Annotated in this window: 23 protein-coding genes; 7 read left to right on the top strand and 16 right to left on the bottom strand. The window is 49.7% G+C overall.

From position 1 onward, the window contains the following. Positions 1-65 precede the first annotated feature (65 nt). On the top strand, positions 66-524 hold the full coding sequence (locus tag IQE94_RS03100) for a hypothetical protein (protein ID WP_212716073.1): 459 nt from the start codon (positions 66-68) through the stop codon (positions 522-524). Between the two features lie 12 nt (positions 525-536). Next, the gene (locus tag IQE94_RS03095; RefSeq protein ID WP_212716071.1) at positions 537-2360 is read left to right on the top strand and encodes a penicillin-binding protein 2; all 1824 of its coding nucleotides are present in this window, start codon (positions 537-539) and stop codon (positions 2358-2360) included. Positions 2361-2413: 53 nt separating this feature from the next. Here the strand turns inward: IQE94_RS03095 and IQE94_RS03090 are convergent, their stop codons facing one another. From IQE94_RS03090 to IQE94_RS03070, 5 genes are all read right to left on the bottom strand, one after another. Beyond that, complete coding sequence (locus tag IQE94_RS03090) at positions 2414-3043, bottom strand: CPP1-like family protein (protein ID WP_223342695.1); 630 nt, start codon at positions 3041-3043, stop codon at positions 2414-2416. Between the two features lie 4 nt (positions 3044-3047). Beyond that, the gene (locus tag IQE94_RS03085; protein ID WP_212722387.1) at positions 3048-3185 is read right to left on the bottom strand and encodes a hypothetical protein; all 138 of its coding nucleotides are present in this window, start codon (positions 3183-3185) and stop codon (positions 3048-3050) included. Positions 3186-3192: 7 nt separating this feature from the next. Further along, complete coding sequence (locus tag IQE94_RS03080; RefSeq protein WP_212716069.1) at positions 3193-4101, bottom strand: alpha/beta fold hydrolase; 909 nt, start codon at positions 4099-4101, stop codon at positions 3193-3195. A gap of 90 nt (positions 4102-4191) precedes the next feature. Beyond that, positions 4192-5043: an alpha/beta fold hydrolase gene (locus IQE94_RS03075; RefSeq protein ID WP_212716067.1), complete on the bottom strand. Its 852-nt coding sequence runs from the start codon at positions 5041-5043 to the stop codon at positions 4192-4194. Positions 5044-5130: 87 nt separating this feature from the next. Then, complete coding sequence (locus IQE94_RS03070; protein ID WP_194017330.1) at positions 5131-5445, bottom strand: DUF1825 family protein; 315 nt, start codon at positions 5443-5445, stop codon at positions 5131-5133. A 341-nt stretch (positions 5446-5786) separates the two neighbouring features. Between IQE94_RS03070 and IQE94_RS03065 the strand changes: the two genes are divergently transcribed. The 3 genes from IQE94_RS03065 to IQE94_RS03055 all read left to right on the top strand — a co-directional run bounded on the left by IQE94_RS03065 (position 5787) and on the right by IQE94_RS03055 (position 7272). Then, positions 5787-5945 carry a hypothetical protein gene (locus tag IQE94_RS03065; protein WP_212722385.1) on the top strand — a complete coding sequence of 53 codons (159 nt, stop codon included), beginning with the start codon at positions 5787-5789 and terminating at the stop codon, positions 5943-5945. Positions 5946-5949: 4 nt separating this feature from the next. After that, on the top strand, positions 5950-6351 hold the full coding sequence (locus IQE94_RS03060; protein WP_370630500.1) for a hypothetical protein: 402 nt from the start codon (positions 5950-5952) through the stop codon (positions 6349-6351). 123 nt (positions 6352-6474) lie between these two features. Continuing rightward, entirely contained in the window at positions 6475-7272 is a 798-nt protein-coding gene (locus IQE94_RS03055) for a CsgG/HfaB family protein (RefSeq protein WP_212716065.1), read from the top strand. 136 nt (positions 7273-7408) lie between these two features. On the opposite strand, the gene IQE94_RS03050 is transcribed toward IQE94_RS03055, so the two are convergent. The 3 genes from IQE94_RS03050 to IQE94_RS03040 form a co-directional block, all read right to left on the bottom strand. Beyond that, positions 7409-7765, bottom strand: coding sequence for a hypothetical protein (locus tag IQE94_RS03050; protein WP_212716063.1), 357 nt, complete (start codon positions 7763-7765; stop codon positions 7409-7411). A gap of 15 nt (positions 7766-7780) precedes the next feature. Continuing rightward, the gene (locus IQE94_RS03045) at positions 7781-8134 is read right to left on the bottom strand and encodes a hypothetical protein (protein WP_212716061.1); all 354 of its coding nucleotides are present in this window, start codon (positions 8132-8134) and stop codon (positions 7781-7783) included. Between the two features lie 131 nt (positions 8135-8265). Beyond that, positions 8266-8619, bottom strand: coding sequence for an STAS domain-containing protein (locus IQE94_RS03040; protein WP_223342694.1), 354 nt, complete (start codon positions 8617-8619; stop codon positions 8266-8268). 266 nt (positions 8620-8885) lie between these two features. On the opposite strand from IQE94_RS03040, the gene IQE94_RS03035 reads away from it, so the two are divergent. After that, positions 8886-9323 carry a DUF1036 domain-containing protein gene (locus tag IQE94_RS03035; protein ID WP_212716059.1) on the top strand — a complete coding sequence of 146 codons (438 nt, stop codon included), beginning with the start codon at positions 8886-8888 and terminating at the stop codon, positions 9321-9323. Here IQE94_RS03035 and IQE94_RS03030 read toward each other — a convergent pair. The 6 genes from IQE94_RS03030 to IQE94_RS03005 form a co-directional block, all read right to left on the bottom strand. Beyond that, on the bottom strand, positions 9320-9748 hold the full coding sequence (locus tag IQE94_RS03030; protein WP_212716058.1) for a hypothetical protein: 429 nt from the start codon (positions 9746-9748) through the stop codon (positions 9320-9322). The two genes, IQE94_RS03035 and IQE94_RS03030, sit on opposite strands and share 4 nt — an antisense overlap. A gap of 22 nt (positions 9749-9770) precedes the next feature. Beyond that, a complete protein-coding gene (locus IQE94_RS03025) occupies positions 9771-10787 on the bottom strand; it encodes an N-acetylmuramoyl-L-alanine amidase (RefSeq protein ID WP_223342693.1) in 1017 nt (338 codons plus the stop codon). A gap of 57 nt (positions 10788-10844) precedes the next feature. Beyond that, entirely contained in the window at positions 10845-11486 is a 642-nt protein-coding gene (locus IQE94_RS03020; protein ID WP_194017344.1) for a response regulator transcription factor, read from the bottom strand. Between the two features lie 365 nt (positions 11487-11851). Beyond that, a complete protein-coding gene (locus IQE94_RS03015; protein ID WP_223342692.1) occupies positions 11852-13627 on the bottom strand; it encodes an iron uptake porin in 1776 nt (591 codons plus the stop codon). 579 nt (positions 13628-14206) lie between these two features. Beyond that, positions 14207-14641 (bottom strand): hypothetical protein, encoded by a 435-nt coding sequence (locus tag IQE94_RS03010; RefSeq protein WP_223342691.1) that lies wholly within the window; start codon positions 14639-14641, stop codon positions 14207-14209. Continuing rightward, entirely contained in the window at positions 14641-15225 is a 585-nt protein-coding gene (locus IQE94_RS03005) for a GNAT family N-acetyltransferase (protein WP_212716052.1), read from the bottom strand. Before IQE94_RS03005 ends, IQE94_RS03010 begins: the two co-directional genes overlap by 1 nt. A gap of 153 nt (positions 15226-15378) precedes the next feature. Between IQE94_RS03005 and IQE94_RS03000 the strand changes: the two genes are divergently transcribed. Beyond that, the gene (locus tag IQE94_RS03000) at positions 15379-16200 is read left to right on the top strand and encodes a class III extradiol ring-cleavage dioxygenase (RefSeq protein ID WP_223342690.1); all 822 of its coding nucleotides are present in this window, start codon (positions 15379-15381) and stop codon (positions 16198-16200) included. A 13-nt stretch (positions 16201-16213) separates the two neighbouring features. Here the strand turns inward: IQE94_RS03000 and IQE94_RS02995 are convergent, their stop codons facing one another. Beyond that, positions 16214-17578 (bottom strand): NAD-dependent succinate-semialdehyde dehydrogenase, encoded by a 1365-nt coding sequence (locus IQE94_RS02995; protein ID WP_223342689.1) that lies wholly within the window; start codon positions 17576-17578, stop codon positions 16214-16216. An 82-nt stretch (positions 17579-17660) separates the two neighbouring features. Further along, complete coding sequence (locus IQE94_RS02990; protein ID WP_223342688.1) at positions 17661-20912, bottom strand: efflux RND transporter permease subunit; 3252 nt, start codon at positions 20910-20912, stop codon at positions 17661-17663. Between the last annotated feature and the right edge of the window lie 118 nt (positions 20913-21030).

Raw genomic sequence — 21030 nt, 5'->3', positions numbered from 1 at the left:
TCCCATTGCCGTTAAAGTGAAGACAATTCACCAACCACACGTTTGTAGTCCTAATTAACTTTTATATGTCTGCCTTACCTAAACCGGCTTTTTCTTCCCGCCGTACCACCGTAGCTGCTTCCCAACCTACGCCCCTCATCACCTCTCCCCGGGAATCTTTGCCCACTTCTCTGCAGGTCTTGTTGCGGTTTCAACAGGCTACTTCTTGCCTTACCTTAGGTGTAGTGGCGACGGTTTTAGGAGTTTATGGTTGGACTGTGTACACCCCTACTCTCTGGAGCAAGGAATATCAACAGCTTAAAGCGCTCCAACAAACGGAACGTCAACTGATCACTAACACTGAAGCTATCAAACATCAACTGGCCCGGGAAGCGGATCAACCAAGCTCTGGTTTGGTCAAAGCTAACCCCAACCAGAATATTTTTCTGCCTGCCCAAGCTAGTGCTCCCCCTGCCTCCGCCGATAATGCCACCGTTGCCTCGGCCACCAATTTCAACATCACTACTAGGCCCGTTGCCTACTAAATAATTCGAGCCATGGACTCCTCCCACCCCAAACTAAATTCCTCAACTGCCAATTCATCCCCCTTCAATAAGCATATTTCCCGTCAGGAAAGGCAAAGACAAAAGGCCCAACAACAGGGGGTGCCGGTGGTGCGTTTGCTGTTAGTCTGGGGATTTTTATTGCTAGCCATGGGGGGACTGGGCTATCGTCTTTATCGGCTCCAGGTGGTGGAAGCTAATCAACTGCAACGTATGGCCAAGGCTCAACAGAGCACTAGTATGCAGCCCTATGTGCCCCGTCGCTCCATTGTGGACAGCCAGGGTAATGTTTTAGCCACCGATCACCTTACTTACACCCTATTTGTCCATCCCCGTTACTTTGAAGCCACCAAGGAAATTACCGATCCGACCGACTACATTGCCCGGGAACTGTCGGCGATTTTGGGGGATATTACCCCGGCCCAACTAAAAGAGAAATTCAAAGCCAAGGAATCGGGCATAAAACTGGCCACCGGCCTCAACGAGTCCCAGGCTGTCCGCATTGGTTCCTTGAGAATGGGAGGGGTGGATCTAGAAAAACAATACAGTCGCTACTATCCCCAAGATGAAATGGCCGCCGACATCGTTGGCTATGTGGACGGGGAGCACCAAGGGCAAGCGGGATTAGAACTGAGCCAGAGGGAAATCCTCGAGCGGGATGTGGAAACCTACGCCATTCGTCGCACTGGTAAGGGCATTGTCTTACCGGATTCCTTGCCGGACAACCTGTTGCAATCCAACGATTGGCAAATGCAGTTAACCATTGATATGCGTTTGCAACGGGCTGCCCGCGAATTACTCAAGGCCCAGGTCGCCCAGCAAAAGGCTAAGCGGGGTACTGTTTTGGTGATGGATGCCCAGGACGGTGCCATTCTGGCCATGGTCAATGAGCCCACCTTCAACCCCAACGAATACTACAAAGCCAAGGTGGAGTATTTCAAAAACTGGTCCGTAAGCGATCTGTACGAACCAGGATCAACCTTTAAGCCGGTGATTGTGGCTTTGGCCATGAGTGAAGGGGTGATCAAACCAGAAGATCGGCTCAACGATAGTGGTTCGATACGAGTAGGGCCTTGGACTATTTCCAATGCCAGTAAAAGCGGCGCCGGTTTGATTACTGTTACTCAGGCCATTCGCTATTCCAGTAACGTGGTCATGGTGGCGATCGCCCGTCGCCTTAAACCGGAACGCTACTATGAATTACTGCAGGGGGTAGGGCTAGACAGTCGTACAGGCATTGACTTACCCGGAGAAGCGGCCAGCTATCTCAAACCCAGACAAAGTTTTATGGATGATCCCATTGAACAGGCCACCACTTCCTTTGGCCAGGGTTTGTCCCTTACCCCCATCAAACTACTCCAACTCAACGCCATGTTGGCCAACGGTGGCAAATTAGTTACTCCCCATGTGGTCAAGGGTCTGGTGGATGCTCGCAATCATCTCCACTGGCAACCAGATCACCCCGTTAAACAAGTAGTAAAGCCGGAAGTGGCCCATTCCGTGGTGCAAATGATGGAATCAGTGGTCAGCGGCGATGGAGGCACCGGCAAGGCGGCCCAGATTCCCGGCTATCGGGTGGGGGGAAAAACCGGCACAGCCCAAAAAGCTGGCCCCAGGGGAGGTTATTTAGCCAACGCCAAAATTACTAGCTTTGTGTCGATTTTGCCAGTGGATAATCCCCGCTATGTGGTGGTAGCCATTATCGATGAACCTAAGGGAGCTAACGCGTACGGGGGCACCGTGGCCGCCCCGGTAGTTAAAAATGTCATGGAGGCCCTGATTGCCATCAAGGGCATTCCCCCCTCCCAACCGCAATAATTTAGCTCCGACGGAGTTACCCCAGGGACACCGGGGATCAATGGGGCCGTCTGTTAGCGGACAAAACTGCTAATCAGCCAGAGGATGACAAAGGTGATGGTGGCGGAAATTTGTTCTAAGTTGGTGCCGATCGCCACATTGGCCCCCAACAGCAACTGACCCAAGACGGTGCCCAAAATGATTCCTACCAACAGAGCTCCCAAACTGAGCAGTAGGGCTTTACCAAATTTGCGTTGTTTGCGATTGAGGAAGAAAATATTGCCAAACACTCCCACTACCAACAGCAACGATTGGATTGATCCCCCCGCTCCTTGGGTAAACCAACTGATCAAGATCAAGCCAGCGAAAAAGCCAGCGGGCCAAAGAATATCGTTTTGGGAAGGAGTATCCAGGGAATTGGCCAGCCAACTGGGGGCCGTGGGGGCTGCAAGGGAGGGGAAGCCATTGCCGGCGCTTTCTGCCTGGCGTTCAGGGAAGCGAATTTTTTCCGGCACCTTAATTTTTCCTTCCTGGCGTAGACGCAGTCGTTCCATAATAATGGCGTCGTAGGCGGCCTCCACCTCCTCCAACAACTGGGTGTTCCCCTCATGTTCCCGAAACAGGCGAGTTTTGACGGCTTGGATATCTTCAAAAGTAGCCTCCTCTGATATGCCCAACGTCTGATAGGGAGTTTGTTCACCCATTGTCCTAAACCTCCTCTGGTTGAATTTCCTTGAGTGCTTGATTGGGAGTGCTGACATCCAGTATGCCCAAAGATCTTACCATTGACATCCTCGCCTCCCTAGTTAGAAAAGCCGTTGCCCGTCCCCGATCAATGATGACCATGGTCGGTTTAACTCCACTCCATGATCCATTGTCGCAAAATTGGATTAATTACCTCCGGAGCTTCATCCTGGGGGCAGTGGCCCAACCCCGACAAACTGATGAATTGCTCCACACAGTCGTAGTTTTGTAACGCTCTCCCCAAGGAGATCGGTTCCCAGGGATCGGCCTCCCCCCAGATCAGCACCGTTGGGCAATGGATGCTGGGTAACAAATCCTCCGGCAAAGGCCCCTGGGAATAGCCGGTGAAAGCTAAAAACACCTCCGCCGCCCCTTTATCCTGGGCTGGGCGCAGAAGCATAGCCACCAACTCATCGGTGACAGCATTTTTATCCCCGTAGGCTTGACAGAGGGCCTGACGAACGGTTTTAGCCCGGGCCACCTGTCGGAAGAACAGTTTGCCAATCTGGGGATAGCCCAGCATCGCTTGCAATACCCCCGCCCCCACCCGACGATACCAGGGCAAAGCTGACCGTTTGCGGTCATGGAGTAACCGCAGAGAACAGTTAAGGGCAATTAAACCAGTAACCAATTCTGGATGATCTGTGGCAGTTTGCATGGCCACCACACAGCCGATGGAATTACCAATGAGCACAGCTGGGCCACCAATTACTTCCCGGCAAAAGTCCGCCACCAGGGCCGCCCAGGTTGTGAAAGTGTAACCCAATGTCTGACTAGGGATAGGTTTGGCCGAAGCACCAAATCCCAACAGATCGATGGCGTAGCAACGACAATGTTCCCCCAGAACAGGGATATTTTTGCGCCAATGGCCCCAGGAGGCCCCAAAGCCGTGGATTAACAACACCGCTGGTCCCCGATCGCCCCTGTGTTGATAGGCGATCGCCTGGTCACGCCATTGCCAAAATAGGGGAGGCGTGTGGGGAGACAGGGCTGGGAGGGAAGATTCTAGGGATACCATAGCGAGGCTGAATCAAGGGTGAAGCATTGATTTCTATGGTGACCGAATTTTCCGATAAAAGCATTGTCAACGACCAACAATTGTCCCTACTCAGTGATCGGTGGCGAGAATTTGTTGGAGTTTATCTGCCACCACCGGCAACTGTTCCAGCATGGCAAAATGGCCGCAGTCCTCTATTTCCACCACATTTGTCCCCAACTGGGCAAATAAACTATGGAAGCTGGCTAAATATTTAACATATTGCAATTCCATTACCCGGTCATTTTGTCCTGCCAGAAAATACATCGGCTGGGGGAGTTCTGCCACCAATTTGGGCAGTAAATGCACCGCCGCTTCCGTCGTACTTTCCAGCAAAGACCCCCGGGCGGCCTGCTGGTCCGCTCGCAAAAAATCCAGCAACCTTTGCCTGCCCCACTTTCTAGCCAAGGGTTTTTGCACCATTAGCCGACTGAAGGCCAAATCCAGCAACGGTAATTTTTCCAACCAAAGGGGACGAAAATTTAATAATTTTTCCCCAGCGGAACGAAACTTTTCAAATTCTTCCTTGAGATAAATTCCGCCGCCAGCATTAACACAAATTACCCCCTTAACTCGCTCCGGACACAGGTGAGCTGCCCAGATGGCCACACTTCCCCCTAAGGAGTGGCCCACTAACCAAGCTTGTTCAATATTCAATTTTTCCAGCAGAGTAACCAAATCTCGACCGTAGGCTTCTAGGTCATAGTTTGAAGGGGCATGATCTAGACTCTGGGACTCACCAAACCCCCTCAGGTCATAGCCCACACAGGAATATTGCCCGGATAAAAGTTCCATCAAGGGCAACCAATAGTGGTGACTAAGGAGCCAACCATGGACAAAAATCAAGCTGGGGGCAGGCCCCTCTTGACTAGGGCCAGACTGTTGATAGTGATGAGGAAAACCCAAAAGATCCAGGGTGGGCATAGTTCTCGCGGTTGCTACGGGGAACCTACTTTCACCATTCTGACATTGGGGGGAACGTCTGGCTAGGCAATTTTGACATCAGGGAATTTACTTAATTTCGGCTTTCATTCTTTCCAAGGTGAGATTCATCTGGTCGAACATTTGTTGAGGAGACATACCAAACTGGCCTAGTTGGGTTTTCATTTGCTCGACGGTCATTTTGGCCATAAAGTCATCGGAAAGCTCGAAACGCTTCATAAAGATTTTATACCGTTCCATCAAAGCTTCCATCTGCTCGATGAAAATCACTTTGCCATCCCGATCAAATTTGCCATAGTCCCCCCCCAGTTTGGTCAGGGATTGATAGTCTTCAAACAATTGTTTGGCTTCTTGTTGAATGATATCTGAATCAAAAAAGCTCATAGTTATGGCCTCTAGGGTAAATGGTGCAATCGAGTGCAATGTGATTAAAGTGATTAGATGGATAAATGGGCCATGTTTAGACCAGTTCAACAATCAATAAAAATTTAATAAAATTTAACTCGATCAGCAATAAAATTTAGTTAAAATTTGTAAAAATCTATGTAAAAATCTAAAATAATAAGGGCAAAAAATGAATTAGAAATTGAAGTTTCTTGGGAATTTAAGTGAGTTTCTGAAGGAAGTCATGCTTAACCCACAGGGGAACCAAAGGAGAGCAAAGACCCTCTGTATTTACGGGGGCTCCCGTACCATGGAGTCTTTCCCATTGTAAAAGCTTATTTTTGCTTAGTAAAATACGGTTTCCCGAATTTGACGGCGATCGCCAGGGTTATGGTGGTCAGACTAGCCTTGAAACAACGCCATGGAATAGTGTTTACCCACTTCCATCCCTCCTAGCTAAGGCTAAAATTACTACTGATTTAGAACTTGTTCAGCATTGAAATTATGTCTTTTTTAAGTCCCCTGTTATCTCTGCCAAAACGTCGCTACTGGGCGATCGCCTTGGCGATGACATCGGCGGTGCTGCCCTGGCCCATAGCAGGTCTCCATAAACTTTACTTGGGGCAACCGGTGTGGGCGGGAGTCTATTGGTTACTGTGGAACACTCCCATACCCAGAATTGCCTGCGCCATTGATGCGGTGTGGTATTTTGTCCAGGGGGAAGAGGATTTTAACCGTCAGTTCAACAACATTGAGGGGGACTGGTACCAGAATGGCGATCGCCTGGAGCCATCCCAACAGGTCATTACCATGGCCGAAGCCATGCGAGAGTTAGAACAGTTACGCCTAGAGGGACTGCTAACAGAATACGAGTTTGAACAAAAACGGCGGCAATTGTTAGGTTAAATATCGCAGCAAAATACCTATCTCGTTGAGCCTGCGAAGTCAAAGTTAATCGAAAATCAAATATCTATTGACTGTTGTCTCATCACTACTGTAGCCTTGGTTAAAAAAATTGCTGGAAATACCATGGCCACTCAGAACCTAGACAGAGTCGCTTCTTCCTTGACGTCGAAGGCCCTACCATTCTTCCTGGTATTGGCGGGAATGTTCTCGGGAAGTCTCGCGGTCGAAGCCCAAGGCAAACCCACTATTTCCGTGCCGGAGTTTAAAAATGACACTAATATGAGTTGGTGGTGGTGGAGTGGTAATACTTCTCGGGAACTAGCCGATGCCCTCAGTAATGAACTTACTTCCACCGGTAACTTTCAGGTAGTAGAAAGACAAAATCTTGGTAGTGTTCTGTCCGAACAGGAATTGGCAGAACTAGGATTAACTAGACCAGAAACCTCTGCCCAAAGGGGACAGTTGACGGGGGCCCAGTATATTGTTTTGGGTAGAATTACCGCCTATGAGGAAGGGGTGAGCTCGGAATCTGGAGGTAACAATTTTGGACTTAACCTAGGCCTTTTTAGCATTGGCAACAGTGAGCGGCAGGCTAAACAGGAAGCCTATGTTGCCATAGATTTGCGGGTGGTTGATAGCAGTACAGGGGAAGTGGTTTATGCCAGAACAGTGGAAGGCCGTGCCGCGGATACCGCCGCCAACTCTGCCAATAACGTCAGTATTTTAGGCATTGTTAATACGGGACAGGATAACCAAAGCACCACCAGGGCTCCCGTGGGCAAGGCCTTAAGGGCTGGATTAGTCGAGATTACCGATTACCTCAGTTGTGTAATGGTGGAACAGGATGGTTGCATCCAAGAATATCAAGATAAGGAGAGGCAACGTCGACAAAAAACCAAAGATACTTTGATTTTGGAGTAGTGGTATAGTTACCCGAAATGAAATACAAAATTATGATAGGGGTATTTTCTGAAAAACTTCTATTAAGAACATTTTGGCTGGCTATATGACTTCATTATTAATTGAATTAGCTATACTTGTGCTATGGGGAGAACCATCAAAGAAACGGTAGGAAAGTCCGAAAAAATTTCCTCACCCTTAACAAAAAGACCAGATGGCGAATTCGGGGACTGAGTTGGGGGGGGTTAGGATTTTCGGCTAGGGCTTCCATTAACTCTGCGTATTCCGTTGCCGTTAACGGTTCCCCATCCACCGGCGATCGCCCTTCGAGGATAATTTCTGTGCGTAAAATTTCTTCGGGAATGTCATCCGGGGGAGGTAGGGCCGGAGACTGGGCCAAACTGGGGGCCAGGGGCAAAATAGTGAGGCTGGCAGTCCACAAACCAAACCAAGGAGCCCAATGCCTTGGTTGCCATTGATTCCTCGGTTGTTTACATCGACCTGAAGCCGCCATAACTAGACTGACCCCCTACTTGAAGCGGACTTTACTATGGAGCCAATTGGTGAGCAAGCCAGGGCAATTGGCCACAAACCAGCGAAATAACAATATTTTGGCAATGGGCTTTGGCACTCCGACAATAGATTTGAGCAGGCGATTTAGGGGGGGAAAGGGAAACTTTTTATTGATTATATTGATGACGCCAATGTCGTAGAGGGAATCAAAAATCAATTTAACGGTGGCCTCCTCTCGGATAAACATATCCTGCAACAGTAGCTCCGTATCGTGGAGTTTTTCTTGCTTGAACTTTTCCTCTGCGGCCAATCTAGGGGACAGGGGGGGAGTGGGACGAACAGTGATGGCTTTGCTTTTCGGGGAAGACACGATGGCAAAAAATAACGATGAACCGGGCAGATTACCTAGATTTTAGTCCCCAAAGTCCATTCAACCCCATCGACTCCTGATAAAAATTGACCAGGGAGGTGAATTTGGCTTCCCTTGCTAGTTCTTAAGTTCTAAGCAGCCATGGCGGGCTTTTCCCCATTAGCCAAGGCCGCTTCTGGATTGCTATAAATGGGAAAAACCCGATTTAGTTGGGTCAACTCAAAAATGATTTTCAGTTCCGGGGAAACTCCACTTAAGAGCAATGTTCTCTTTTGACTTTGGAGTTCTTTGTAGGCGTTAACCAGCACCATCAAAATAGCGCTATCGAGGAAATCCACCTGACTAAAGTCAATCACCACCGCCGGACTGGAGGTAGTGACTAACCAACTGGCTAAATCAGCTTGAAAAGCTTGGGTGACGGCGGCACTCAAGGTGCCCTGAGGATAGAAAATATCCCTCGTCACAACCTGGGGGTTAAATGGCATAATCCTGACTCCTCACACAAAAGAAAAAACGGCAACGGCAAAACCGGCCCCAACTCTAGTAATTTAGGCGATCGCCGTCAATTATGTCGATGTGCTGACCATTTTGTGTTTTGGGGGCGACAATTTCCGTATTGTCCGTTACGCCCTGTTCAATTTAATACCGAAAAACTATTTATCCCTGGAAAGCCCCGTCCATGGCCGTGGGCAAAGCCAGCCTAGTTCTAGTAAGATTGGCGTTAACAATTTCTGTGGTTTGAGGAGTTTTTATGGTTAATAAAGGGTTATGGTCTGCGGCAGTGATGGTACTGGGATCCGCTCTGGTGGGGAGTGTTTTGGCCCCAGCCCCGGCGATCGCCGGAAAAAGTTGCAACTATCTCAACACTAATCTATCCATGGCCCAGGGCTACGAAAATCCCAATGGGATCTGGGTGAGTGAAGGTTGGTGGGTGGTGGAACCGGGGGAGTGCGTGGTCTACTCCGACAATGCTTTTACCTACTTCAAAATTAGCGATGGGGTGGCACCGAACCGCAAAGCCATTGCTGAGATGGCGGGCAGTGAGTCCATCAAACTATGCCAAGTTAATGACCGTTTCACCGTATTCCAATCGGACAGTGGTTCTGTGTGCCGCAATGCTGGGGGCAATAATCAAATATTTATTAACCCAGGCGCTAATCCAGAGCTCATTAAGTCCCCTAGTCGCTAGGTCAGTTTTTCCTGGAGGATCTGTTCCAGCCTGTGCTTGAGTTCTTCGATGGTCAGCCCCAATTCAGCAAAACAGCCAGCGGGATCAGGGGTGGGCTGGAAAAAGAGCAGTTTGAACTGGGTGGGGCCAATGACAAAAATGGCCACTTCCGTTACCGGATCATAGCCGTGCAAAATACCCACCATTTCCTGGATGCGCCCGTTTACCTGGTCATTTAGTTTGGCGATCGCCTGGGGGGCACAGCTAATGAAATGGGCTTGGGGATGGAGGTCTAACCCCAAATACTGTTCTTTAGCCGGCCATTGCTGGTAAAAGGCCCAGGCTAGGGCCGCTAGGGCGGTCTGTTCTTCTTTGGTGAATTGGTCTAGTCGGTAACGCCAGGGATGTTGGCCATCGTCGGGGAGCACGGGGTCGGGGGAAAACATTCGACTGCAGTCGTGGGTGAACTTACTTCAAATACTGTACGATACCAGCGGCGATCGCCTCGGCCATTTGCTGTTGAAAGCGGGGATTACTGAGGTTGCGACTGTCTTGACTACCCGTGACAAAACCCACCTCCACTAAAGTGGAAGGCATGGAAGTACGGCGCAAAACATAAAATCTAGCTTGCTTTACCCGGCGATCACGCACATTAAGCCGCTGTAAAATACTGCGATGGATGGTTTGAGCCAAGGAACGCCCCGTTTGGAAATAATAGGTTTCCACCCCGTTAACTTCCGGTCGTCCCAAACCGATGGAGTTGGCATGGATGCTCACAAAGATATCCGCCCGGGCTGCCGCCGCCCTTTGCACCCGACCCTGCAGGGAAATAAACACATCACTGTTGCGAGTCATTACCACCCCAATGCCTTGTTGTTCTAACTCCCTGGCTACCCCCCTAGTAATGGCCAACACCACATCCTTTTCCCGCATGCCCCGTTGCCCGATCGCCCCTGGGTCCCTACCGCCATGCCCTGCATCCAAAACCACCGTAAAGCGTCGCAGGGGTCTGGGGGCTGGGGCCGGCACATTAACCGCCACCGTTTCCTGGGGCAAGCTATATTCCGCAGGCTGGAGAATGGTGGGTAGGCGGGCATACCATCGATTGGGCGCTAACCCCCGCACCTGCACTTCCCAGGGCTTGACAGTAAAAGGTTCCGTCAATTCCAAGACAATGCGAGTTGAATTATTATTCCACCGACCAACCCTCGCCTCTTTAACGTACTGGGTCAGGGGTTTATAAATGGTGGGACCCCGGTGTTCAATGCCCGGTAAATCCACTACCACTCTGGTGGGATTTCGCAGTACGTTTACCTGTGGTCTGACATCTTGATCCGTAATGATGTCGAGGCGACTATCCCGCAGGTCAAATTTCCAATATTCCAAAGAGCCAGCCCAGACCGGTGGGGCCAGGGTCGGTAAGCTCAGCAGGCTGGCACAAATTAGGCCCAGACTTTTTCGCAGGGAACAGGAAAAATAGTTCATGAATATGTTATTTTTCTGATTGGTGCTGGCTCACTAAAAAACCAGTGGTGAAAAGCCTCAAGCAATACTTTTTTGGATGGCCCAACGGGCTAACTCGGTGCGATTATGTAGTCCTGTCTTGTTTAACATATTCGAGACATGACTTTCGACGGTGCGCTGACTGACTTTTAAGTGGTCGGCAATTTCTCGATTGGCCAATCCCTGGGCCACCAATTGAATTACCTTAGTTTCCGTGGGGGTGAGTTCCACATCCCTCGCTACCTGCACCCGGGAGTTTTCCTCCAGGGGATGGTTATTGTGTTGCAATAGGCGATCGGCTTGACGAAGACAAGATTGTACTTGGGCGGCCAGTTCTTCCGGTTCAAAGGGTTTGGCCATATAAATATCCGCCCCCAAATTGAGTCCCTTCACCCGATTGTGGCTTTGGCCCTTGGCAGAAAGAAACATCACCGGAATCCAACTAATACTGGGATTTTGGCGCACCTGCTCGATGAATGCGTAGCCATCCATTTCCGGCATCATAATGTCACAAATAATCATATCGGGCACCATGTTTGCCAACGCAGCCAGGGCTTCACGACCGTTACCGGCGGTGGTGACTTGGTAACCCTGATATTCCAAATAATCCTTGACCAAAAGGAGTAAGTTGGGATCGTCGTCCACCAACAATAGATGGTAATTTTCCTTGGATTGGCTCATGGCGATTAATTCTTGCAGGTTAACCAGGGTGACCTTGGCGATCGGGGGCAAAACTAGGGCTTATCTAAGAATTTTTCCGATTAGCATCATCCCTAAATAATCCTAACCGACTAACCGTACCGTCAAAATAGTTTTGCCAGATATGGGCTTTCTCTGGTTTCTACGGCTATCGCCAACATTGGTCAAGTGAAAGCAAAATTAAACACAATCCCTAGAATAGTTTTGATTGCCCAAGTCTGGAAAGTCTAGATATGGCTGAGGGAGACTCAATCGCACCAAAGTTGATAAAAAACCCCCAGCAATGAAGTGGGGGCTAAATATCTGGAAGTTTTGGTGTGAGTGTTGGTTTTACCCCAACAAAGTTTCTAGAACTTGAAGGTGGTGCGGAGTACCCCAACCCAGATAGCACTGTTATTGCTGTTGGCTTCCGGGTTAAGAATTACGTAAGCACCAGGGGTAATCTGGATGTTTTTGTTCACGGGGAACTGGTACTGAGCCTCAATGATGTAGGGAGAGTTGCGGTCATTGCTGATCCGATCGCCATTCAGACTGGCAACATAGGGAGCATAGGGCATCAAACCACCACTCAAGGACAATACCGCTCCCTCTTTGAACACATCAATGACGGACAAAGCCGCATTCCAGGTCCATAGGTCAGCCCCCAAACCATTACGATTTTGGGGATTACTGCCGGTGTTGAAGCCCTGGGCAGTGGCATTGGCATAACCAAACCAACCGGAGAGATTAAACTTCTCGGTAATTTGCCAAGACGTTTGGATGTTGTAGGTATCCATGGTCGTGGCCGCTTGGTAGAAGGGGTTACTGGCGATGCGGCTACCAGTGCTACCGGTCAAGTTAACATCCCCTTGGCTGAAGTACTTATGCAGATAGGAAATACCAAAGCTGAAGTCTTTAGTCGGCTTAATGTTGAACTGAGCACCTGTGCTGTAGCTACCATTAAAGAGGCCGTTTCCACTTACGAAAGTATTGCCTCCACTGGTAAATACGTCGTTAGAAGGATCGTTCGCCTGGCTGTCACTAGCCAAATAGGTGGCGGCCAAGGAAAACATATCGTTGAACTTGTAACGAACGGCGGCACCTGTGCCTTCAGGACCACGATTCACGAAGGGACTGTAACGGCTAAAGCGACTAAGGGCACCGTTGTCGCCACTAGCCAGGTAAGGATTATAGGTTTCAAATACATCATCCAATGCAAGTCCCTTAGCCCCAACCCAGGTGGTCAAGTTACCCATCGGGAAACGGTAGAACAACTTATTAACGTCAACGTTGTTATCAGGGCTAGAACCATCAAAGGCAAGGCGAGCCATGTTGGTGCCGGTGGGGCCAGACAAGTTGGGTACACTGCCAGCCTGCAAACGAGTACGTAGTAAGTCTTTACCGGTAAAGCTAGTATCAAAGTTTAAACGAACCCGACTGGAGAGTGTAGCATTCTCCTCTACCGGAGCTGGAGCAGCCGCGCCGAAGTTATCAATGTTGTCCTGTTGCCGCCAATCCACCGCCTTATCACCGCCCCACTGGTCAACCAGGGCAAAAACAGCAATCCCGTTCAGTTTGGTGGTGGTGGAGAATTGATGGTCTTCCAGGAAAGAAGTGCGGACTTCTAGATTATCAATGCGAGCTCCTAGAGCTGCCAATTCTGCTTCAAACTCTTGCATTAAACGTTTGAGCTTATCAATATCTTCCCGCAAAACCGCTACGTTCTCCTGAATTAAACGCTCCATCACGTTCATACAGGCGTTTAAACCGGCGGCAAATTCCCAACGGGACAAGGCCCGATCGCCGCGAAAAGTCCGGTCAGGGTAACCAACAATACAACCGTAGCGCTCAACTAAACTTTTTAGTGCCTCATAAGCCCAGGCAGTAGGCTGCACGTCCCGTAACTCAGACACACTGGTCACCTGGGACATATCAGTGATATCTGGGGTGGTCGCATTGAAGGTGCCGGCATTCTGACGACGACGCATCAGTTCTAGACTGTCACCCCGGTAGTTAATTTGGGGAAAATCTGCGGGGGTGGCTAACTGAGCTACGGGTTCCGCCATCGCGCCAGGGGCCACTGCCAAAGAACTACCCAGAGCCAACGGAAATAACTTCAGTAAATTACTGGTCAACTTATTCATAACAAGGGGATCCTCACACCGATTACATTAATCAAGCCAGGCACAACCGACATATTGAATAGCAGTTGAAACTTGGTTTATTGACCTGATTCTTGATCAGCGAAGACCAAGAAATTCCTCGATAGGGATTCTAGCATCTATTTTGAACAATTCCAAGGGCACCGGCTGAAAGTTATGCAAAAAACGTATAACCTCCATAGAGAGAGCCTTTGGCTGCTCAATCTACCTGATTTGGGCCCATTGCCTTACGTAGACTTCTGCCCCAAGTTGGGCGATGCCATATCTGCCATAGCATTATTAATAAAATATTTTTATAAGTGCTCCAGCTCATTAAACTTGGCTTAATGGAGCCTTAACCTCTACTTAACTTTTAGTCGTTAACCAAAAAGTATTTGTTAGCAAACTATATTTTCTTTTCGGAAAAAGTTACCCAATTGATTGATTAAGATTTATAGATCAAGGGTTTTGCTAACTGACTGGACGCTAGGGAGAAGCTTAATCCTATCATCTGAGATAACAATAATCATTTCCATTGCCAGACAATCAAATAAACTAACTTAGGCTGAAAGGCAACTAAAACTAAAACACCGTCGTATTGGTGCGGGCACTCCGTACAGTAGAAGGCAAAACCCCCACTAAAGTTGCCACGGCGGAATCTGGCAAAAGCGCCACTGTGGCATCATCAAACCAATTTTCTAACTGATTTAAAATCACCTGGGCCCTTTCCATGGCAATGGGATTATCAACAATTTGTTTGATTAACACTGTCCACTGTCGACGAATTAAATAAGCTTTAATTTGTTCTGCGGAGGACGGGGGCGTTAACCAATCAAGATTACCCACCGCATAACAAAGGGTCACATCCTGGTCTAAATCTCCCCCCACAAACGCGCCTGGCCCGGCAAATTCGGCGTGATAGGGCTTAACTAAAATCACCCCATTGCGGCGGCGGGGGTTGATCACTAGGGATTGTTTATTTTGGAGATGCTCCAATAGGGCTTCGGCGCAGGTCATTAGGGGCTTTGGTGGGCTGGGGTGGAACAAAGAATTTCCGTGGTCAGGATCTTCTCCCATAGTAACCGTCGGGGTTTTTGCCATAGCCACGCCCGCCAACTCCATTCCGCTTCTTGATAAATAAATCCTAGGGCTTGGTAGAGGTTTTGGGCCCCCAGATTATTTTCCATCACATGGAGGCTAAGGCGACGGCACTGCCACTGATCGGCAATGGCTTCACATTTTTGGATTAATTGCTTGGCGATCCCCAGGCGGCGATGTTGAGGGCTCACGGCCAAGTTTGAAATGTAGGCAGTGGTCTTGGGGCGAGTGAACCAGTGTTTGAGGGAAACTTCAGCGGTGCCAAGAATTTCTCCATCGTCTGAATTAACAGCAATGAGACAATGGTAGGCGTTGTCGCCATGGCGCATACGTAGCCGTAGGTCTTCTGTGATACCTAAGCGCAAAAAGGGATAGCTCCACATCAGCCAGTTTTGGGGAGGGTGGAAACTTTTGAGCAAAAGGTTGGCCAGGGGCGGAATATCTTCCACGGTGGCCACACGAATTGCAATGGAGAGGAGAGGAGGAGGGGCGGACTTAACCATTCAGGCAAGGCAAGGGAATAATACCGTTCCGGGAATTATACAAAAATTTTTTACCCTGGGGAGATTGTCTCCTACGGCCCAGGATGCCGGCAGTAAAATGTTGGAAAGGAGAACAAGATTTTCCCCCACTGTCTCCATAACCTTGTCCGTAGTTTGTCCCAGATCTCCAGATGTTTTTATGACTCGACTGCCAACTATATTCATCTGCCAACTATATTCATCTCCCATGGGGCACCAAGTTTGATTCTAGAAAAAGATCAGACCACAGAGTTTTTTGCTGAATTGGGCAGGAAAATTTCCCAACCTGAGGGTATTATCTGTATCTCCGCCCACTGGGAAAGTCCGGAGCCTTTGGTGGCCTTTAATCCCCAATGTCAGACAATTCATGATTTCTTGGGGTTTCCTGAAGCTCTTTATCAGCTTCAATATTCTGCCACTGGCTCTGAGGTTTTTGCTAATCAGGCGATCGCCGCTTTAAAATTTGCTGGCTTTGCGGCCAAATTACATCCCCTTCGAGGTTTTGATCATGGAGTTTGGGTTCCCCTAAAGTTAATGTATCCAGAAGCTAATATTCCGGTGATTCAGTTATCGCTTCAACCCAATCAAAATGCAGAGTATCACTGGAAAATGGGCCAGGCTCTGCAAGATTTAAGACAAAAAGGTATTCTCATCCTGGCCAGTGGTAGTGCCACCCACGATTTACAGGGATTTCGCCATTACCCCAAGGATGCAGACCCCTTGGATTATGCTCTCAGTTTTGACCAATGGTTAGTGGATGCCATTGAAAACGGCAATCACCAAGCTCTGCTTAATTACAAACAAACTGCTCCGGAAGCCCAACGCAATCACCCCACTGCGGAACATCTGTTGCCCCTATTTGTAGCGATGGGAGCCGCTACCCAATCCCCGGGGAAAAGAATTCACCACGGATTTACCTATGGCACATTATCCATGGCAGCTTTTCAGTGGGAATGAGAAAGGATAAGAATCAACCAATCCAAACGGTTTTAGCATTGACAAATTCTAGAATGCCCATGCGTCCTAGTTCCCGCCCAAAGCCGGATCGTTTAATGCCCCCAAAGGGAATGCGGGGATCGGATTTGGTCATGCCATTGATGAATACGGCCCCGGCTTCTATGCCCCGGATTAGTTTTTGTTGATTTTCCCGGTTACTTGTCCACGCACTGGCCCCCAAACCAAAGGGAATGTCATTGGCTAGGGCGATCGCCTCCTCTAAATTATTGACGGTAAATCCCAGGGCAACGGGGCCAAAAAATTCCTGGCGATAGGTGGGGGCAGTGGGGGGCACATCAGTGAGCAGGGTGGGGGGGTAGTAGTTGCCCGGTTGGTCTAAGGCTTTGCCACCACAACGACACTGGGCCCCAGCGGCAATAGTTTGCTCCACTTGGTCAACAATATCGGCCAAAATATCGGGGGTGGCCAGGGGGCCAATGTTCGTATCCGGTTCACTGGGATCCCCTACTTTAAGGGCTTGGAATTCTTTGGTTAAACGTTGGAAAAATTCCTCGGCAATGCTGGCTTGGACAATAAATCTTTTGGCAGCAATGCAGGATTGGCCGTTGTTTTGCATCCGGGCCGGCACCGCTGTTTGGATGGCTTGGTCTAAGTCCGCATCTTCCAAAACGATGAAGGGGTCAGAACCGCCCAATTCCAACACGGTTTTTTTAATTTGTTGGGCGGCGGCGCTGGCGAAACTAGCCCCAGCGGGTTCACTGCCCGTCAAGGTTCCTGCTTGGATACGGTCGTCGGTCATTAAGTCGCTGGCCGCTTTGCCCCCAATCAATAGGGTTTGAAAAGCGCCCTCGGGAAACCCGGCTGTGTGGAAAATTTCGGCGATCGCCAGGGCACATTGGGGTACGTTGGAAGCATGCTTGAGCAGGCCCACATTACCCGCCATCAAGGCCGGGGCCGCAAAACGAAACACCTGCCAAAAAGGAAAATTCCAGGGCATCACCGCCAAAATCACCCCCAGGGGTTGGTAGGCAATAAAACTCTGGCTGGCATCGGTGGCCACCATTTCATCGGCCAGAAATTCCTCGGCCTGATCGGCATAAAAACGACAAACCAGCGCACATTTATTAACTTCGGCGATCGCCTGTTGGATCGGTTTACCCATTTCCAGGGTCATGAGGTGGGCCCATTCCTCCCGCCGTTGTTCCAGAATATCCGCTGCCCGTCGCAACCATTGTCCCCGTTGAGTAAACGGTAAAGCTCGAAAACTTCGGAATGTTTCCTGGGCCAAATCCAGTTTGGCATCCACCGCCGCCGCACTGTGGGGGGTGAAAGTTTGCACTGTTTGGCCATTGGCCGGATTGATAGTGGCGATCGCCATGGGTTAATCCCTCCCGCAGTTTAAGTTCCCTCAAAAGCCATGGGCTTTACTTACCAGTCTAGGTTGCCCCCAGTGGATCCCGCTAGCTTGGGTTGGTGAGAGGATCTCCGTTGTCTTCCTCCGGTGGAGGAGGGGGATTGGAGCCATCTTCCCCTTTCTCCCCCTTCAAAAAGCGAGCTTCAGCTTCTTTGACAATGGTGTAAAGCACCGGCACCAAGAACAAACTAAGAACGGTGGAAATTAGATAACCACCAAAAATAGCTGTCCCCAAAGACCAACGGCTCATGGCCCCCGCCCCGGAAGCAATCACCAAGGGCCAGAAGCCCACCAAACCGGAAATAGCCGTCATTAAAATTGGCCGCATCCTTTCTTTGGCCGCAAAGGCCGCCGCTTGGGGAATCTTCATGCCCAAATCCATGGCCTGGTTACCAAACTCCACAATCAAAATGGCGTTTTTACTAGCTAGACCGATCAACATCACCAACGCCACCTGGGCATAGACGTTATTGTTCACCGCTGGCCAAACCATATTGGTGGCCACCATGAAATTGGCCCGCAAAAGAATCGCCCCCATAGCGCCCAAAATTGCTAGGGGCACAGTCATCATAATGATGGCCGGGTCCACATAGCTTTCATATTGGGCAGACAGCACTAAGAAAACCATGATGAAAGCCAAACCAAAAATGATCGGTGCCGCCCCGGCGGATTGCAATTCTTCATAGCCAGTACCATACCAGGCATAGCCAATGGATTCAGGGAATAATTCCTTCGACAGCCTCTCCATTGCCTCCATGGCTTGACCAGTACTATAACCAGCGGCGGGGGATGCTTGGACGTCCACAGCGGGGTAAATATTAAAGTGGGTCAAAATCGGTGGGTGGGTAGTTTGTTTCACCTCCACCAGATTGCTTAACTGCACTAAAGCCCCCGTGCGGGAACGGACATAGAGTCGGCCAATATCCCGGGGATTGGAACGAAATTCTCCGTCGGCCATGGCATAAACCTGATAGAGTCGTCCTTCTAAAACAAACTGGTTGATATAGTTGGAGCCCATATAGGTGCCAATGGTGCTGAATACTTCAGAAATATCAACATTTTGGGCATTGGCCTTTTCTCGGTCCACACTAATTTCCAACAGGGGAGCATTAAACGTGAACTGGGTAAAAACGGTGCGGGGGTCTAGGGCTGGCTCCTGCCGTAATTTCCCCATAAATTCTTGGACGTAATTTAAAAAACTATCCAGGGGAATACCACCACGATTTTGTACGTAAAAATCCAGTCCCCCAGTACTACTCAGTCCATCCACTGGGGGAGCATTGACGGCAAAAACCTGGGCATCGGGAATTTTTTGAGCCAACTCTCGGTTAATTTGCGCCAACAGACCGAACACTGACCCTTTTTGTCCGGGGCGTTCGTCCCAGTTTTTCAGCTTGACGAAAAAGAGGGATTTGCTGCTGTCATTACCCAAAAAGCTGAATCCCCCCATGCCCAAGACGTGCTCCACTTCCTCCCGGGCGGCGACGATTTCTGTGGCTTGGGAAATAATGTCTTTGGTGTATTCAATGGAAACCCCGGCGGGGGAGTTGCCCAGCATGAAGAAATAGCCCTGGTCTTCCTCTGGAATAAAACCAGTGGGAGTCATGTTATAGACAAAGGCAGTGAGGGCAATGCTGGCAATGTAGACGGGGATAGCCAGCAATCTCACCTTCAGTAGCATGGTAATAATATTGCCGTACCGTTCCTTGATCCAATCAAAACTACGGTTAAACAATCCAAAAAACCAAGCTAACGGCCCATGGGTCTGCTGGGTACGGCGCATTAGAATGGCCGACATACTGGGGGAGAAGCTAATGGCATTAAAGGTGGAAACGGCCACCGCTGAAGCCATAATTACCGCAAATTGCTTGTAAACAATGCCGGTGGTGCCAGGGAAAAAGGTAACTGGAATAAACACCGCCATCAACACCAAAGAAGTGGAAATTACCGCCCCTGTCAGCTCCCCCATGGCGTCCAGGGCTGCTTGAAACGGTTTCATGCCCTGGTCTAATTTAACCTCGATTGCCTCCACCACTAGAATGCCATCGTCCACCACCAGACCGGTGGCCAGGATGACTCCAAACAGGGTTAATTGATTCAAGCTAAAACCAAAGGCAAGGGCAAAAGCCATGGCCCCAATGAGGGAGACTGGAATGGCCAGGGCTGGAATGAGGGTGGTGCGCCAATTCTGCAAAAAGATAAAGATTACTAGAATTACCAGTAAAATCGCCTCCACCAGGGTCATCACTGCCTCTTCTAGGGACGCAGTTACAAACAAAGTATTATCCAGCGCCACTTCTGCGTTTAGCCCCGGCGGAAACATGGGTTTCAACTCGGCCATTTTTTCCTTGACCATGTTGGCCGTGTCCAAAGCATTGGTGCCAGGCAACTGATAGATCACAAATGCCACAGCCGGCGCATTGTTAAAAAGGGCCGTTTGAATATAGTTTTGGGTGCCAATGGCGGCCCGCCCCACATCCTTAATACGGATTAGACTACCGTCTTCCCCTACTTTGACAACAATTTGTTCGGCTTCCTCCGGGGTGGTAAAACGACTCAGGGCCCGGGCGTTAATTTGGAAACGCTGTTGATCGGTTACCGGCGGCAGGTTAACTCCCCCTACCCCCACTTGGACGTTCTGAGTGCGGATGGCATCGAGCACATCGGAGGCGCTTAAATCCCTGGCGGCGAGGGCATCGGGGTCTAACCAAAACCTCATGGCGTATTGGGATGCCCCAATGATGGCGGCGGAACCTACCCCATCAATCCTTTTAATTTCATCCAGTAGAATCCGGTCAACGAAGTTACTGACAAAAACGTCGTCATAGATGGGTTTGCCCTGGTCATTGTTTTCTGAATAAACCCCATAGGCGATGGTAACGGAGGGGGACTGGGTCTGGGTGGTTACCCCTTGGCGGTTAACGGCTTCCGGCAAGCTGGAGGAGGCGATCGCCACGTTATTTTGCACCAATACCTGGGCAATGTTGCGGTCCATTTCCACCGGAAAATAGACGTTGATGGTGCTAGTGCCGGTGTTATCGGTGTAGGAGTTCATGTAAATCATTTGCTCCGTACCGTTAATCTGCCGCTCTAGCACGGTGGTGACGTTATCCACCGCCGTTTGGGCATCGGAACCCACATAGTTGGTGGTCACCTGCACCTGTTTGGGGGCCATGTCTGGTAATTTGGCCAGAGGCAGTAGGGGTAAGGCGATCGCCCCGAGCAGGATGATAACGATGGTACACACCGTAGTCAGCACGGGGTTTTTAATGAAAACGTTGGAGATACTCAGCAACATAAACCTGGGGGACGACGGAAGGGCAAACCGGACTCACGGAATCCATTGACGGCAAAAGGGGGAAAAAGCTTCCCCCACCCATGGCGATCGCCGGAGATGGGCACGTCCAGAGCGCAAA

It is taken from the genome of Synechocystis sp. PCC 7339 (genome assembly GCF_019924095.1).
GTDB lineage: Bacteria > Cyanobacteriota > Cyanobacteriia > Cyanobacteriales > Microcystaceae > Synechocystis.
The sequence above is the reverse complement of the archived record's forward strand: the minus strand, read 5'-3'. Positions and strand labels throughout refer to the sequence as shown.

What these genes read in the sequence shown, in the direction of transcription:
- IQE94_RS03020 (WP_194017344.1), bottom strand. Translation starts at nt 11,486, where the DNA reads ATGAGCCAATCCAAGGAAAATTACCATCTATTGTTGGTGGACGACGAT.
- IQE94_RS03090 (WP_223342695.1), bottom strand. Translation starts at nt 3,043, where the DNA reads ATGGGTGAACAAACTCCCTATCAGACGTTGGGCATATCAGAGGAGGCT.
- IQE94_RS03075 (WP_212716067.1), bottom strand. Translation starts at nt 5,043, where the DNA reads ATGCCCACCCTGGATCTTTTGGGTTTTCCTCATCACTATCAACAGTCT.
- IQE94_RS03070 (WP_194017330.1), bottom strand. Translation starts at nt 5,445, where the DNA reads ATGAGCTTTTTTGATTCAGATATCATTCAACAAGAAGCCAAACAATTG.
- IQE94_RS03035 (WP_212716059.1), top strand. Translation starts at nt 8,886, where the DNA reads ATGGTTAATAAAGGGTTATGGTCTGCGGCAGTGATGGTACTGGGATCC.
- IQE94_RS02990 (WP_223342688.1), bottom strand. Translation starts at nt 20,912, where the DNA reads ATGTTGCTGAGTATCTCCAACGTTTTCATTAAAAACCCCGTGCTGACT.
- IQE94_RS03055 (WP_212716065.1), top strand. Translation starts at nt 6,475, where the DNA reads ATGGCCACTCAGAACCTAGACAGAGTCGCTTCTTCCTTGACGTCGAAG.
- IQE94_RS03100 (WP_212716073.1), top strand. Translation starts at nt 66, where the DNA reads ATGTCTGCCTTACCTAAACCGGCTTTTTCTTCCCGCCGTACCACCGTA.
- IQE94_RS02995 (WP_223342689.1), bottom strand. Translation starts at nt 17,578, where the DNA reads ATGGCGATCGCCACTATCAATCCGGCCAATGGCCAAACAGTGCAAACT.
- IQE94_RS03080 (WP_212716069.1), bottom strand. Translation starts at nt 4,101, where the DNA reads ATGGTATCCCTAGAATCTTCCCTCCCAGCCCTGTCTCCCCACACGCCT.
- IQE94_RS03050 (WP_212716063.1), bottom strand. Translation starts at nt 7,765, where the DNA reads ATGGCGGCTTCAGGTCGATGTAAACAACCGAGGAATCAATGGCAACCA.
- IQE94_RS03025 (WP_223342693.1), bottom strand. Translation starts at nt 10,787, where the DNA reads ATGAACTATTTTTCCTGTTCCCTGCGAAAAAGTCTGGGCCTAATTTGT.
- IQE94_RS03015 (WP_223342692.1), bottom strand. Translation starts at nt 13,627, where the DNA reads ATGAATAAGTTGACCAGTAATTTACTGAAGTTATTTCCGTTGGCTCTG.
- IQE94_RS03030 (WP_212716058.1), bottom strand. Translation starts at nt 9,748, where the DNA reads ATGTTTTCCCCCGACCCCGTGCTCCCCGACGATGGCCAACATCCCTGG.
- IQE94_RS03040 (WP_223342694.1), bottom strand. Translation starts at nt 8,619, where the DNA reads ATGCCATTTAACCCCCAGGTTGTGACGAGGGATATTTTCTATCCTCAG.
- IQE94_RS03085 (WP_212722387.1), bottom strand. Translation starts at nt 3,185, where the DNA reads ATGGTCATCATTGATCGGGGACGGGCAACGGCTTTTCTAACTAGGGAG.
- IQE94_RS03005 (WP_212716052.1), bottom strand. Translation starts at nt 15,225, where the DNA reads ATGGTTAAGTCCGCCCCTCCTCCTCTCCTCTCCATTGCAATTCGTGTG.
- IQE94_RS03060 (WP_370630500.1), top strand. Translation starts at nt 5,950, where the DNA reads ATGTCTTTTTTAAGTCCCCTGTTATCTCTGCCAAAACGTCGCTACTGG.
- IQE94_RS03010 (WP_223342691.1), bottom strand. Translation starts at nt 14,641, where the DNA reads ATGACCTGCGCCGAAGCCCTATTGGAGCATCTCCAAAATAAACAATCC.
- IQE94_RS03095 (WP_212716071.1), top strand. Translation starts at nt 537, where the DNA reads ATGGACTCCTCCCACCCCAAACTAAATTCCTCAACTGCCAATTCATCC.